Origin of the sequence: Pseudomonas putida, assembly GCF_001636055.1 — a bacterium.
GTDB lineage: Bacteria > Pseudomonadota > Gammaproteobacteria > Pseudomonadales > Pseudomonadaceae > Aquipseudomonas > Aquipseudomonas machongensis.
On sequence record NZ_CP011789.1, the window covers coordinates 2,403,039 to 2,416,602 of the forward strand.

Sequence of the window (13,564 nt, forward strand, 5' to 3'; positions counted from 1 at the left end):
GCCACCTTCACGAACCAACCCGCATGTGCGGGGCGTCATCCAGGGCGTGCAGGCGGAAACTGCGGGCATAGGCATGGGGGTCGCTGCCGTCCCAGCGGATGCCGTCGATCAGCAGGCTGCTGCGCATCGGTTCATCTGCGCAGGGCACGCCCACGGCCTGGGCTGCTTCACGGTACAGCGCCAGTTGTTGCACACGCGTGGCCACCGCCAGGTAGTCCGGATCCTCGCGCAGCAGGCCCCAGCGTCGGAACTGGGTCATGAACCACATGCCGTCGGACAGATAGGGCAGGTTCGCCCGACCTTGATCATGCACGCGCAGGGCGTGACGATCCTGCCACCGGTTGCCCAGCCCGTCGTGGTAGTCGCCCAGCAGGCGCGGTTCGATGTTGCTGACTGGCGTATCCAGGTAGGCCCTGCCGCTGAGCAGCTGCGCCGTGCCTCGGCGATTTTCCGCGCTTTGCTCGATGAAGCGGCTGGCGGCGAGTATCGCCTTGACCAGCGCGCGGGCGCTGTTGGGGTAGTGCTCGACGAAAGCGCGGGTGCTGGCCAGGACCTTTTCTGGATGGTCCGGCCAGATCGATTGACTGGTTGCCAGGGTGAAACCCTGGTTCTGCCCCACGGCGTCTGCCGACCAGGGCTCGCCGGCACAGAAGCCGTCGATACGCCCGGCCTGCAGGTGTGCGACCATCTGTGCCGGTGGCACCACCACGCTGTCGACATCGTGCAGCGGGTGGATACCCTGGCTGGCCAGCCAGTAGTACAGCCACATGGCGTGAGTGCCGGTGGGAAACGTCTGGGCGAAGGTCAGGCGTGCGCCACGCTGGTGCACCAGCCGTGCCAGTGCTTCAGGGCTGGTCACGCCCTTGCGCTGCAGTTCCGGGGAAAGGTTGATGGCCTGGGCATTCTGGTTCAGGCCCATGAGCACCGCCATATCGTTGGCCACGGCACCGCCCATGCCCAGGTGCATGGCGTAGACCAGCCCGTACAGGCAGTGGGCAGCATCCAGTTCGCCGCTGGCGAGTTTGTCTCGGGTCCCGGCCCAGGAGGCCTGACGCTGCAGATTGAGGGTCAGACCCTGGAGTTGGGCGAAGCCCTGCGTGGCCGCGACCACCACCGAGGCGCAGTCGGTCAGGGCCATGAAGCCGATGTTCAGGCTGGGTTTCTCGGGTGCATCGCTGCCGTTGACCCAGGCCAAGGGTGTTGTCGGAGGGGCTGTGTTCACGAAATATCCTCACCCGTACCGATCGGGTTGCCAGCGCTTCGAAGCAACCCATGTGCCAAGGCCCTGTCGCGCGGACGGCGCGCTGGCTATAATCGCATCCCTCACTCACCCCCGAGTCCTGCCTGCCCATGTATACCCTGGCCCGCCAGCTGCTGTTCAAGCTCTCCCCGGAAACCTCCCACGACCTGTCGCTCGACCTCATCGGCGCCGGTGGCCGCCTTGGCCTCAATGGCCTGCTGTGCAAGCGCCCGGCCTCGGTGCCGGTGACCGTCATGGGCTTGAACTTCGCGAACCCCGTGGGCCTTGCCGCAGGCCTGGACAAGAACGGCGCGGCCATCGATGGCTTCGCCCAGCTGGGCTTCGGCTTCGTCGAGATCGGCACTGTCACCCCGCGGCCACAGCCTGGCAATCCGAAGCCACGGTTGTTCCGCCTGCCGGAAGCGACTGCGATCATCAACCGCATGGGCTTCAACAACCTGGGTGTGGATCACCTGCTGGAACGGGTGCGCGCGGCGCGTTATGACGGCGTGCTGGGCATCAACATCGGCAAGAATTTCGACACGCCAGTCGAGCGTGCCCAGGACGACTACCTGATCTGCCTCGAAAAAGTCTACACCCAGGCCAGCTACATCACGGTCAACGTCAGCTCGCCCAACACTCCCGGCCTGCGCAGCCTGCAATTCGGTGATTCGCTCAAGCAACTGCTCGACGCGCTGGCCGAGCGTCGTGAGCAGCTGGCGAGCGAGCACGGCAAACGCGTGCCGCTGGCGATCAAGATCGCACCGGACATGAGCGATGAGGAAACCGCGCTGGTGGCGGCAGCCCTGGTCGAGTCGGGCATGGATGCGGTAATCGCGACCAATACCACTTTGGGGCGCGAAGGGGTCGAAGGGCTGCCGTTCGGGGGCGAGGCGGGTGGGTTGTCCGGCGCGCCGGTGCTGGAGAAGAGCACTCACATCGTCAAGGTGCTGGCTGCTGAACTGGGCGGCAAGTTGCCGATCATCGCTGCGGGCGGGATCACCGAAGGTCGCCATGCCGCCGAGAAAATCGCAGCCGGTGCGAGCCTGGTGCAGATCTATTCGGGCTTCATCTACAAGGGCCCTGCACTGATTCGCGAAGCGGTGGATGCAATTGCGGCGCTGCCCCGCTAACAAAGACGCGGCCCAATAAAAAGGGCCCCTTCAAGGGGCCCCTGGGCCGCAGCCCGCCGCCCGGATGGGGCGTGCATGGTGACTCGAATTCAGTGTCCTCGTTCAGCCAACGGCGTGATTTTCGTTGAGTCTCTGGATGCCAGCGGTGCCGGTCATGCCGTCCCAGTTGTCGCCGCGACCTTCACGCCAACCGTTGATCCATGCCTGGCGAACGGATGGCAGATTGAAGGGGCAAAGTTCGCGGGATTTGCCGGTTACCCCGTATTGGTAGCCACGTGAATATGCTCTTTCCAACGGATCACGCTTAAGTCTTCTCATAGGGTGTTGCCCTCACTTGTTGACTGTAATGTCCCGTCGGCCTCTCCGAGGCCGGGCAGAATCTTTCTGCCGGTTTTGCGCTCGCTGCCGGCGTGGCGAGCTGAAAGTGCCGCCTCGTTGCGAAGCGGCCTGAGGTCAGTTCTAACCAATGCGGGTCACAGTGTGAATGATCAATTTGTCATAAGGACGTAACCTTTCCAGGGGTGAGGGGATAAGTAAATAAATGCGACTCAACCTTGTTTAGGTTTTGTCCCGCTATGATGAGGGTTTGCCGATGATTGAAATCATTTGGCCATTGGCGCCATCGAACTGACGCAACATCTGGTAATGCGACGAAGGGTCACATCGATGCCTTCGTTAGACGAAATTTTCACACTGCCCGACGATCAAACCGCCTTGCGCCACCTGGCGCTGGATGTCGATCGGGTGGCCCGGTTTGCCGAATGATCGGCACGCCACCCGGATACCTGCTGGAAGGGTATCCGGCAAACTCAGGCAACAGCGATGCGTCGCGTTGCCAGCACACAGCCCAGAGGCTCTGGAATCTACATGTCGGACTCACTCGAACTCTATCTCACCTGTCCCAAAGGCCTGGAAGGGCTGCTTGCGGAAGAAGCCCGCGGCCTGGGCCTGGCCGACGTGCGCGAGCACACCTCGGCGATCCGCGGCGCGGCCGACATGGAAACTGCCTACCGGCTGTGCCTCTGGTCGCGCCTGGCCAACCGCGTGCTGTTGGTGGTCAAGCGCTTCGCCATGAAAAACGCCGACGACCTCTATGATGGCGTGCACGGTGTCGACTGGCAGGACCACCTGGCCGCCGACGGCACCCTGGCGGTGGAGTTCAGTGGCCATGGATCGGGCATCGACAACACCCACTTCGGTGCGCTCAAGGTCAAGGACGCCATTGTCGACAAGCTGCGCAACCGTGAAGGCCAGCGACCATCCGTGGACAAGATCGACCCTGACCTGCGTGTCCACCTGCGCCTGGACCGCGGCGAAGCCATCCTGTCCATCGACCTTTCCGGCCACAGCCTGCACCAACGCGGCTATCGCCTGCAGCAGGGTGCTGCACCGCTCAAGGAAAACCTGGCTGCCGCGGTGTTGATCCGCGCCGGTTGGCCGCGTATTGCCGCCGAGGGCGGCGCGTTGGCCGACCCCATGTGCGGTGTCGGGACCTTCCTCGTCGAAGCTGCGATGATTGCCGCCGATATTGCACCGAACCTCAAGCGCGAGCGTTGGGGCTTCAGTGCCTGGCAGGGCCATGTCCCAGCGCTGTGGCGCAAGGTGCATGACGAGGCCCAGGCCCGTGCCCAGGCGGGCCTGGCCAAGCCGCCATTGTGGATTCGCGGCTACGAGGCCGATCCCCGGTTGATTCAGCCCGGACGCAACAACGTCGAGCGTGCAGGCCTGGGTGACTGGGTGAAGATCTACCAGGGCGAAGTCGCCAGCTTCGAGCCGCGCCCGGACCAGAACCAGAAAGGCCTGGTCATCAGCAACCCGCCCTATGGCGAGCGTCTGGGGGACGAGGCGAGCCTGCTGTACCTCTACCAGAACCTCGGCGAGCGCCTGCGCCAGGCCTGCATGGGCTGGGAAGCGGCGGTGTTCACCGGCGCACCCGAACTGGGCAAGCGCATGGGCATCCGCAGCCACAAGCAGTATGCGTTCTGGAACGGTGCGCTGCCGTGCAAGCTGTTGCTGTTCAAGGTCCAGCCCGACCAGTTCGTGACGGGTGAGCGTCGCCCCACCGATGATCAGGCCGGCGACTCGCGTGCGGCACCGGCCGTGGCCCATGAACCGGCACGCCTTTCCGAAGGCGCGCAGATGTTCGCCAACCGCTTGCAGAAGAATCTGAAGCAGCTGGGCAAGTGGGCCCGCCGCGAGCAGGTCGACTGCTACCGTCTGTACGATGCCGACATGCCCGAATATGCCCTGGCGGTCGATCTGTATCATGATTGGGTGCACGTTCAGGAATACGCAGCGCCGCGTTCGGTCGACCCGGACAAGGCCCAGGCGCGCCTGCTCGATGCCTTGGCTGCGATTCCCCAGGCCCTGGGTGTCGATCCTCAGCGCGTGGTGCTCAAGCGCCGCGAGCGTCAGGGCGGTACACGCCAGTATGAGCGTCAGGCCACGGAAGGGCGCTTCCAGGAAGTCAGCGAAGGCGGCGTCAAGCTGCTGGTCAACCTGACCGACTACCTGGACACCGGCCTGTTCCTCGATCACCGTCCGATTCGTCTGCGTATCCAGCGCGAAGCATCGGGCAAGCGCTTCCTCAACCTGTTCTGCTACACCGCTACCGCCACCGTGCATGCGGCCAAGGGGGGGGCGCGCAGTACCACCAGCGTCGACCTGTCGAAAACCTACCTGGATTGGGCGCGGCGCAACCTGTCGCTCAATGGCTTCTCCGAGCGCAACCGCCTGGAACAGAGCGATGTGATGGCCTGGCTGGAGAATGCCCAGGACAGCTACGACCTGATCTTCATCGACCCACCGACCTTCTCCAACTCCAAGCGCATGGAGGGGGTGTTCGACGTGCAGCGTGACCACGTGCGTCTGCTGGACCTGGCGATGGCGCGTCTGGCGCCGGGGGGCGTGTTGTACTTCTCCAACAACTTCCGCAAGTTCCAGCTCGACGAGCACCTGCTCGAGCGCTATGCGGTGGAAGAGATCAGCGCACAGACCCTGGATCCGGATTTTGCCCGCAATAACCGCATCCACCGGGCCTGGCGCCTGCAGCTACGCTGAAGAGAAGAAGTGCATTGCAGCGCTGATGGCTAATGGCTATAAATCAGCTCAGGGCCGAACAATTCGCAGGACGCTGACGTGGTGAGAATGCTCTATGTCGAGGGTGCGTGCGAAGATGTTCGGCCTGATCAGCGAGGCGCTCTCGGCCTGGGCCGTTGCGCTGGTCGCGCTGGTGGCCGGCGGGTTGCTCACTGCTGCGCTGGCCTTCGCCGCCCACGCCTTCTACAAGCAGCAGTTGCGTCAGCGCTTCGAACTGCTGGCCAGTGAGCGCTATAGCCGTATCGCCGAACGCTTCGAGGAGCAGGAACAGCGCCTGGACGGTCTGCGGCGCTTCTTCACCTATTCCAGTGACATTCTCCCCGAGGAGTTCGACGGTTACGCCCGCCCCTTGTTGCACCGTACCCAGGCATATTCCTGGGCGCCGCGGGTCGAAGCCGACGAGCGCGATGCCTTCGAGCGCCGCGCCAGCACCTGGCTGGGGCGCCCCTATCAGATTCGTGATTTCGATGCCCAAGGCCTTTGGCAGGCATCGCCGTCACGGGCCTTCTATTATCCGGTGCTCTACACCCAGGCCACCCGCCAGCACGACCAGCCTTACGGGCTCGACCTGCGTAGCCAGCCTCAGCGCCAGGATGCGTTGGACCGCGCCACCACGCCCGGCAGCCTGGCGGTTTCCTCCCCACTGGACATGATCGATGTCGAGCCGGCCTACACCCGTGGCCTGCTGATCGTCGCACCGGTGTTCACCGCGTCGGCGCCGAGCGGGCCGCCTGCCGGTTATGTCATGGCCTTGTTGAGCATGCGTCAGCTGATTGGCGAGGGGCTGCCGACCGCGTCGGACGATAACCTGGTGGTACGTATCCTCGATCTGTCGGGCAGCCAGGGCCATGAGACGTTGTACGATTCGGGCAACCTAAGCGCGCCATTGCCTTTGACCAGCAGCCAATTGCTGCATCTGGCCGACCACCACTATCAGCTCGATATTCGCCCCAGCGAAGCCTTCCTCCAGGCCAACCGTTCCTCGGCGGTGTTCACCGTGACGCTGCTCGGTGGCTTGTTGAGCCTGTTGCTCAGCGCCTTGCTCTACAGCCTGTTCAGCCAGCGTCAACGTGCTTTGACCCTGGTAGAGCAGCGCACGGCGGCACTGCGCGTGAGCGAGCAGTCGCTGCGTGAGACTCACAACCAGCTACGCAGCGTGCTGGATGCCGCGACCCAGGTAGCGATCATTGCCACCAGCCTGCGGGGCGTGATCAGCACCTTCAATGCCGGAGCCCAGCGCATGCTGGGGTACTCGGCCGACGAAGCGCTCGGTCACCTGACGCTGGAGGATCTGGTCCAGCCGGACGAACTGCGCCAGCGTGCCCATGCCTTGAGTCTGCGCTATGGGCGCGAGATCACGGCAGGCCAGGCGATGTTCGCCGAAACCGTGCAGGGTGGTGCAGGGGAGCCCGCGGAGTGGACCCTGATGCGCAAGGACGGCAGTCATTTGCTGGCCAACATGCTGGTGACGGCGGTGCTCGACGAGCAAGGCTTGTGGGTGGGTTACCTGGCCATTTGCATCGATGTCACCGAGCGTCGTCGTGTTCATGAAGCGTTGGCCGCCCGTGATCGGCTGCTGGAGAAGCTCAGTGCCGAGGTGCCGGGCGGCATCTACCAATATCGTCTGGATGCCGACGGCCATTCGTGTTTTCCCTACGCCAGCGCCGGGCTGCTGGACATTTATGAAGTGGATCTGCAGCTGCTGCGCCAAGACGCATCGACGGTGTTCGAGCGCATTCATCCGGACGATCTTGATCGGGTGCGCCGTTCGGTGCGCCAGTCGGCCGAGCGTATGACGCCCTGGCGCGAGGAGTACCGCGTCTGCCTGCCCCGCGCCGGTCTGCGTTGGGTGCGGGGGGAGGCAACGCCGGAGATCGGGGAGGAGGGCTGTACCCTTTGGCATGGCTATCTGACGGACATCTCCGATCTCAAGCGGGTGGAGGAGGAGTTGCGTGCATTGTCGGTGACTGATGTCCTTACCGGCATCCACAATCGGCGTTACTTCCAGGAGCGACTCAAGGTCGAGCTGGAGCGGGCCCAGCGTGATGATCTGGACCTGGCAGTGATCATGCTCGATATCGACCACTTCAAATGCATAAACGACCAGTTTGGCCATGCTGTCGGCGATCGCGTGTTGCGCAGCCTTTGCCAGCGCATTGGCCATCGCTTGCGGCGGACCGATGTGTTCTGCCGGCTGGGAGGCGAGGAGTTCATGGTGCTGTGCCCGGGCAGCAATGCCGAGCAGGCCCGCAAGCTTGCGTTGGAGCTGTGGCAGGGAGTACGCGGTGTGCCGGTCGAGGGGGTCGGCCGGGTGACGGCCAGTTTCGGCGTGGCGGGATGGCGTGTCGGTGAAGGGGCTGATGCCTTGTTGCTGCGAGCGGATGCGGGGGTCTATGCGGCCAAGCAGGCCGGGCGCGATCGCGTGGAAGCGGAGTTGCCTTGAGGTGGCCGGGGCTGGGTGACAGCCCCGGTTTGTCCGTTTCTGTCAGGGCACTACGCCGACAGTCCCGGTGCCGACCTTGGGCTGGCGGTAGAGCTCCAGCAACACCTGATCCAGGACCTGGGAGGCGCCCCACGGCTTTGGATCATTGAGAATCGCCGACACGGCCCAGGTATGACCGTTGCTGTCGCGACTGAAGCCTGCGATCGCGCGTACGGTGTTGAGGGTGCCGGTCTTGATGTGCGCCTCGCCGGTCATGGCGGTGCGCTTCAGGCGCTTGCGCATGGTGCCATCCATGCCCACCAATGGCATCGAGCTGATGAATTCGGCCGCATAGGGGCTCTTCCACGCGGCTTGTAGCAAAGCCGCCATTTCACGTGTGCTGACACGCTCGGCGCGTGAAAGGCCAGAGCCGTTCTCCATCACGAGGTGCGGTGCGGTGATGCCTTTCTTGGCCAGCCACTGGCGCACGACACGCTGTGCCGCGCGGGCATCGTCGCCGTCGGCATCGGTGCGAAATTGCGCGCCCAGGCTGAGGAACAGTTGCTGGGCCATGGTGTTGTTGCTGTATTTGTTGATATCGCGGATCACCTCGACCAGGTCTGGCGAGAAGGCCCGGGCCAGCAGGCGTGCGCTCTTGGGCACGTTTTCGATGCGGTCACGGCCCTGGATGCTGCCGCCGAGCTCGTTCCAGATCGCCCTGACTGCACCGGCCGCATAGGCGGGGTGGTCGAGCAGGGCCAGATAAGTTTGCGAGTTGCAGCCGTCGCCGAGCTGCCCACTGACCGTGACGCTCACGCCATCGGGCTGCACCACGGGGTTGTAGCGTACATCGCCGGTGCATTGCTTCGAGGCCACGGCCTTGACCTGATTGTCGATGCGGATGCTGGCGATGGGCGGCTCGACCGAAACCACGACCTTGCCGCCATCGTTGCGGGCCACGAAGCGCAGGGCCTTGAGGTTGACCAGCAGCGAGTCCGGCTTGACCAGGAAGGGCTTGTTGACGTCGCCACCATCATCGTCGAAATGCGGCAGGGTGGGTTGAACGAAATGGCTGCGGTCCAGTACCAGGTCCCCGGTGACGGTGCGCACACCGTTGGCACGCAGGTCACGCATCAGTAACCAGAGCTTTTCCATGTTCAGTTTCGGATCGCCGCCACCCTTGAGGTAGAGGTTACCGTTGAGCACGCCGTTGTTCAGGGTGCCATCGGTGTAGAACTCGGTCTTCCACTGAAAGGTCGGGCCGAGCAATTCGAGGGCGGCGTAGGTGGTCACCAGCTTCATGGTCGAGGCCGGGTTGACCGAGACATCGGCATTGAAGACGGTCGGCGTGCCCGGTCCATCGAGTGGCAGCATCACCAGCGACAGGGCATTGTCCTGCAGCTTGTTGGTCTTGAGTGCCTGCTGCACCTTCGGTGGCAAGCTGGTGTTGACGGCGGCAGCCTGGCTGGGCAAGGCGATGGGAAGGAGTAGGCCGGCGAAAAGCAGTGGGCGAAGCGTCTTGATCATGAGTGCTGTAACCCTGCGGGCGAGGGAAAGGGACGATGGGGCTGTAAGAGATGATGGCCCCTTGGCGAAATATAGTGCGCATTATGCCCCAAGCGTGCAGTTTGTGGGCAGGTTCGACACAAAAGCGCCGCTCTGGCGCGGAAACTGGTAAAGTGCCGCGCGTAATTACTCAAGAGGATTGTTTCAATGGCTACCAACCGTTCCCGTCGTCTGCGCAAGAAGCTGTGCGTGGATGAATTCCAGGAATTGGGTTTCGAACTGAACCTGGACTTCAAGGAAGACCTGTCCGACGAAGCCATCGATGCCTTCCTCGACGCCTTCCTGGCAGAAGCCATGGACGCCAACGGCCTGGACTATGTCGGTGGTGATGACTTCGGCCTGGTCTGCCTGGCCAAGCGTGGCTCGGTCAGCGAAGAGCAGCGCGCCACTGTCGAGGCGTGGCTCAAGGGCCGCAGCGAGCTCACCAAGATCGAAGTCAGCCCGCTGCTGGATGCCTGGTATCCGGACAAGCCGATCAACTCGGCTTCCTGATCCCGCGTCACTGTGCCTTGGCTGGTCGGCAACGCTGACCGGCCAAGGCCTTCTCTATGCGGCGCATCTGCCGCGCCAGTGCCTGGCGACGCAGTTTCAGTTGCGTCGACGACAGACCCTCTGTTTCCAGCGCCTGACAAGCCTCCATCAATCCCTTTGCATCCAACATGCGTGCCACGCCAAGAATCTTGTGCGCTTGGTCGACGATGGCCTGTGCGTCGTGCTCGGGGTCCAGGGCCATCAGTAGAGTGAAGTCCTGCTCGAGACTCAGTTGCAGAGTAGCCAGCATTCTTGCCCGGTCTTCGCAGCGGTCACCGACGATCTTCGCCAGTGCGTCGAGGTCGAAAGGTTCTTGTGCTTGCCGCCGTTGCGAGGGGCTCACGCTGGCCAGATGCAAGCCGAGGGTTTGCAGGCTGATGGGCTTGAGCAGGCAGTCGTTCATGCCGGCGTTCAGGCAGCGCTGGCGCACTTCCGGTTGGGCGTTGGCGGTGTAGCCGAGAATGGTGCAAGGCGTCTTGCCCCGTTGGCGTTCTTCACTGCGCAGGACTTCTGCCAGCTGGTAGCCATTCATGCGCGGCATATTGCAGTCCAGGATCAGCACGTCGAAATCTGTGTGCCGCCATTTTTCCAGCCCTTCCTGACCGTCGCGGGCGCTGTCATGCCAGAGCCCCAGGTAGGTCAGTTGCTGGGCCATCAACAGCAGGTTGGCGGGATGGTCGTCGATGACAAGAACCCTGAGCCGCGTGTCGGGTGCCTCTATGTGCGGGGGCTGCACGACGCTGTCCGGGGGCGGTGCCACGCGCTGCAGCGGCATCAGTAGTCGCACCTGGGTACCCACGCCCTGCAGGCTCTTGATCGCCAGTTGGCCGCCCATCATTTCGCACAGGGTGCGACAGATCGCCAGGCCCAGCCCGGTGCCGGCACGGGCGCTTTCGCTCTGAGGGTCGACCTGTACGAAGGGGGTGAACAACCGTCGCAGGTCGTCATCGTGAATGCCGATCCCGCTGTCGCGCACTTCCAGCTCGAGCATGTCGCGCTCGCTCTTCTGTACCGAGGCTTTGATGCGTACATGGCCGTCGTTGGTGAATTTGATCGAGTTGCTCACCAGGTTGGAGAGCACCTGCTTGAAGCGCAGTGGATCGAGCAGGGCGTGGCAACGTGCCGAGGGATCTATGACCACTTCCAGCAGCAGGCCTTTTTCTCGTGCCTGACCTTCGAATACCCGTCGCACCGATTCGATCAGGGATGCCAGATCGATCGGTTCAGGGCTCAGGGACATATGCCCGGACTCTATTCTGACGATGTCGAGAATATCGCCGATCAGCCCGAGCAGGTCCCTGGCCGAATGATAGGCGACCTCGATCGACGCTTTGTCCAACTGTCCCTGATCGGCGCGTCTGGCCGCGAGTTCGAGCATGCCGATGACGGCGTTCATCGGCGTGCGGATTTCATGGCTGATGGTCGCCAGGAAGGTGCTCTTGGCCCGGTTGGCATCGTCGGCCTGCTGTTTCGCGAGGCGTAGGTCCTGGATCAGCTTGCGGCGTTCGCTGATGTCGATCCAGCCGCCGATGATGCCTTGCACTTCGCCCAGCGAGTCGCGGTAGGGAAGGATCCAGTGGTAGATGGTCAGTTCGCGGTCTTTAAGGCGCAGGGGGCGGTCGATGATCAGCGGCGTGCCTGCTTCCATTACCTGCAGATAGTCGGTTTGGATCTGCCGGGTATAGTCGCAGTTGCTGAACAGGCTTTCATGGAGCAGTTTGCCCATGACCGCGTCGGCACTCGCGTCGACGGCCTCCAGATAGCTGTCGTTACAGCTTTGCAACCGTCCTTCGCGATCGCGTACGTACATCGGGTGAGGGGTTCCATTGAGCAGGGCGCGCATGAACTCGAGCTGGTCGTTCAAGGCGCGTTCTGCCCGGCGACGCTGCCGTATCTGGCGTCGCAAGTAGGCGTTCCAGGCCAGCGCCAGTAACAGCAGGATGCCGATCCCCAGCACGACCTGCAGCACCAGACGCTGGTACTCGCGCCATTGGCCACCATCGTGCAATGCATAACCGCGCCAGCGACTGTTGATGACACCCAGCTCTTCAGGCGTGATGCTCAGCAAGGCTTTGTCGAGGATGGAGGCCAGGGGGCTGGCGTCCTTGACGCTGGCCATGGAGAAGGTGGCCGGGTCGTTGCCGACGGTGCTGCGGATCACCAGATCGTTGTTGGCGGCGATGGCGTGATTGGCATCCAGCAGCGTGGTGATGGCTGCGTCCACGGCGCCGCTGCCCAGCAGGGCCATGGAGTAGGAAGTGCTTTCGGTCTCGATCAGTCGGATCTTCGGGTGTGCCGTCGCCAGCAGGACGGAGGGGGAGGTATGTCGTGTAACGGCGACCCGGCGGCCATTCAGATGTTCCAGCGACGTGTACGGTCGGCCGCTGCGGGTAACCAGTACATAGGGGCTCTCGAGATACGGGCGACTGAGTTGCAGGTCTGTTCGGGCAGGCGATGCGATGGCAAGTGCGGCAATCAGGTCAGCACTGCCCTGCGCGAGTGACTGGATCATTTCCTTTATCCCGGTAGCGCGTTGGATCTCGAAACGCAAGCCGGTGCGCAGTCGAACCAGCTCCAGCAGGTCGGCAGTGATGCCGCGGAAATGGCCGTTGCCGTCGAAGAATGACAGGGGAGCCGAGGTATCGTTTACCACCACGCGCATGCTCGGATGATCAAGTAGCCATTGCTGCTCGCGCGGCGTCAGTTGCAGCCGACGATCGGTAAGCAGCAGGTCGCTGCCCGCGCTCCAGCGCTTGAAGATCGAATTCCTGACGCTGGCCGGCTGGCTGTCCAGGATGGTGTTGATCAGGCTCATCAACAGCTGATCCTGGGCACGCACGGCAAAGCTGAAGCCCACGGCTTCGTGCTTGCCGAAATTGCTCATGCGCAGTTGTGGCAGATGACCGCGGGTAAGCTGGAAGTGAGTCGAAATGGTATCGCCGAGAAAGACGTCGGCCTGGCCAAATGCGACAGCGTTCAGCGCTTCGGAGGTGGAACCGAAGGTTTTCAGCTGGGCTTGCGGGTAAAGCGCATGTATATCCTCGAGCGGCAGGTAATGATAGAGCGTGCTCAGGCGCAAGTCGGCGAGCCCCAGGTCGAGGGGGCGTGTCTCGTCTTCGCGGGTGACCAGAACGGGGCGATCTACAGCGTAGGGTTTGGACAGCGCCACCCCCTCGACCGCGGCCTCATAGCCGTTTGCACTGCCAAGCAGATCGATGCGCCCGGCCTTGAGTGCTTCCACTGCGTCCTGGCGGTGATTAAAGCGCAGCACCTTTATTTCCAGCCCCAGTGCCCTGCCGATCAGGCCGGCATACTCCGCTGTCAAGCCTTGATATTCGTTGCCATTGGTGACGTCGAAGGGCGGATTGTTGGGCGTTGAGGTTCCCAGTGTCAGGCTGGTGCGGCATTGCAGCCATTGCTGCTGCGCGGTCGAAAAAGCTGGCACGGTTGCTTCGGAGGTGGAGCGGACCAGCAGGTTGAGTTTCCTGGGGGCGGGCTCCTGCTTCGTTTGAGCCTGGCAACCCAGGCTGAGCAGGGTCAGCAGCACGCAGACGATGTACCTCGGCATGATCC

The 13,564-nt window shown here is 63.0% G+C and carries 8 protein-coding genes; 4 read left to right on the top strand and 4 right to left on the bottom strand.

Annotation, left to right across the window (positions count from 1 at the left end):
* Positions 1-7: 7 nt before the first annotated feature.
* Positions 8-1,222, bottom strand: a complete 1,215-nt coding sequence (locus AB688_RS10885) for a CmpA/NrtA family ABC transporter substrate-binding protein (RefSeq protein ID WP_063543993.1) — start codon at positions 1,220-1,222, stop codon at positions 8-10.
* A gap of 128 nt (positions 1,223-1,350) precedes the next feature.
* Between AB688_RS10885 and AB688_RS10890 the strand changes: the two genes are divergently transcribed.
* A complete protein-coding gene (locus AB688_RS10890; RefSeq protein WP_063543995.1) occupies positions 1,351-2,373 on the top strand; it encodes a quinone-dependent dihydroorotate dehydrogenase in 1,023 nt (340 codons plus the stop codon).
* Positions 2,374-2,475: 102 nt separating this feature from the next.
* On the opposite strand, the gene rmf is transcribed toward AB688_RS10890, so the two are convergent.
* Positions 2,476-2,691, bottom strand: coding sequence for a ribosome modulation factor (rmf, locus tag AB688_RS26245; protein ID WP_080642046.1), 216 nt, complete (start codon positions 2,689-2,691; stop codon positions 2,476-2,478).
* Positions 2,692-3,240: 549 nt separating this feature from the next.
* On the opposite strand from rmf, the gene rlmKL reads away from it, so the two are divergent.
* On the top strand, positions 3,241-5,433 hold the full coding sequence (gene rlmKL, locus AB688_RS10895) for a bifunctional 23S rRNA (guanine(2069)-N(7))-methyltransferase RlmK/23S rRNA (guanine(2445)-N(2))-methyltransferase RlmL (protein WP_063543997.1): 2,193 nt from the start codon (positions 3,241-3,243) through the stop codon (positions 5,431-5,433).
* Between the two features lie 94 nt (positions 5,434-5,527).
* Positions 5,528-7,915 carry a diguanylate cyclase gene (locus AB688_RS10900; protein ID WP_063543999.1) on the top strand — a complete coding sequence of 796 codons (2,388 nt, stop codon included), beginning with the start codon at positions 5,528-5,530 and terminating at the stop codon, positions 7,913-7,915.
* Between the two features lie 42 nt (positions 7,916-7,957).
* On the opposite strand, the gene dacB is transcribed toward AB688_RS10900, so the two are convergent.
* Entirely contained in the window at positions 7,958-9,421 is a 1,464-nt protein-coding gene (gene dacB, locus AB688_RS10905; protein WP_063544002.1) for a D-alanyl-D-alanine carboxypeptidase/D-alanyl-D-alanine-endopeptidase, read from the bottom strand.
* A 186-nt stretch (positions 9,422-9,607) separates the two neighbouring features.
* Here dacB and AB688_RS10910 point away from each other — a divergent pair, with 186 nt between their 5' ends.
* A complete protein-coding gene (locus AB688_RS10910) occupies positions 9,608-9,952 on the top strand; it encodes a YggL family protein (protein ID WP_054892459.1) in 345 nt (114 codons plus the stop codon).
* Positions 9,953-9,959: 7 nt separating this feature from the next.
* Here the strand turns inward: AB688_RS10910 and AB688_RS10915 are convergent, their stop codons facing one another.
* On the bottom strand, positions 9,960-13,559 hold the full coding sequence (locus AB688_RS10915; protein WP_063544004.1) for an ATP-binding protein: 3,600 nt from the start codon (positions 13,557-13,559) through the stop codon (positions 9,960-9,962).
* Positions 13,560-13,564 lie beyond the last annotated feature (5 nt).

Excerpts from the sequence above, each read along its gene's own strand:
- AB688_RS10890 (WP_063543995.1), top strand. The coding sequence starts at position 1,351 with ATGTATACCCTGGCCCGCCAGCTGCTGTTCAAGCTCTCCCCGGAAACC.
- AB688_RS10915 (WP_063544004.1), bottom strand. The coding sequence starts at position 13,559 with ATGCCGAGGTACATCGTCTGCGTGCTGCTGACCCTGCTCAGCCTGGGT.
- AB688_RS10900 (WP_063543999.1), top strand. The coding sequence starts at position 5,528 with ATGTCGAGGGTGCGTGCGAAGATGTTCGGCCTGATCAGCGAGGCGCTC.
- dacB (WP_063544002.1), bottom strand. The coding sequence starts at position 9,421 with ATGATCAAGACGCTTCGCCCACTGCTTTTCGCCGGCCTACTCCTTCCC.
- rmf (WP_080642046.1), bottom strand. The coding sequence starts at position 2,691 with ATGAGAAGACTTAAGCGTGATCCGTTGGAAAGAGCATATTCACGTGGC.
- AB688_RS10910 (WP_054892459.1), top strand. The coding sequence starts at position 9,608 with ATGGCTACCAACCGTTCCCGTCGTCTGCGCAAGAAGCTGTGCGTGGAT.
- rlmKL (WP_063543997.1), top strand. The coding sequence starts at position 3,241 with ATGTCGGACTCACTCGAACTCTATCTCACCTGTCCCAAAGGCCTGGAA.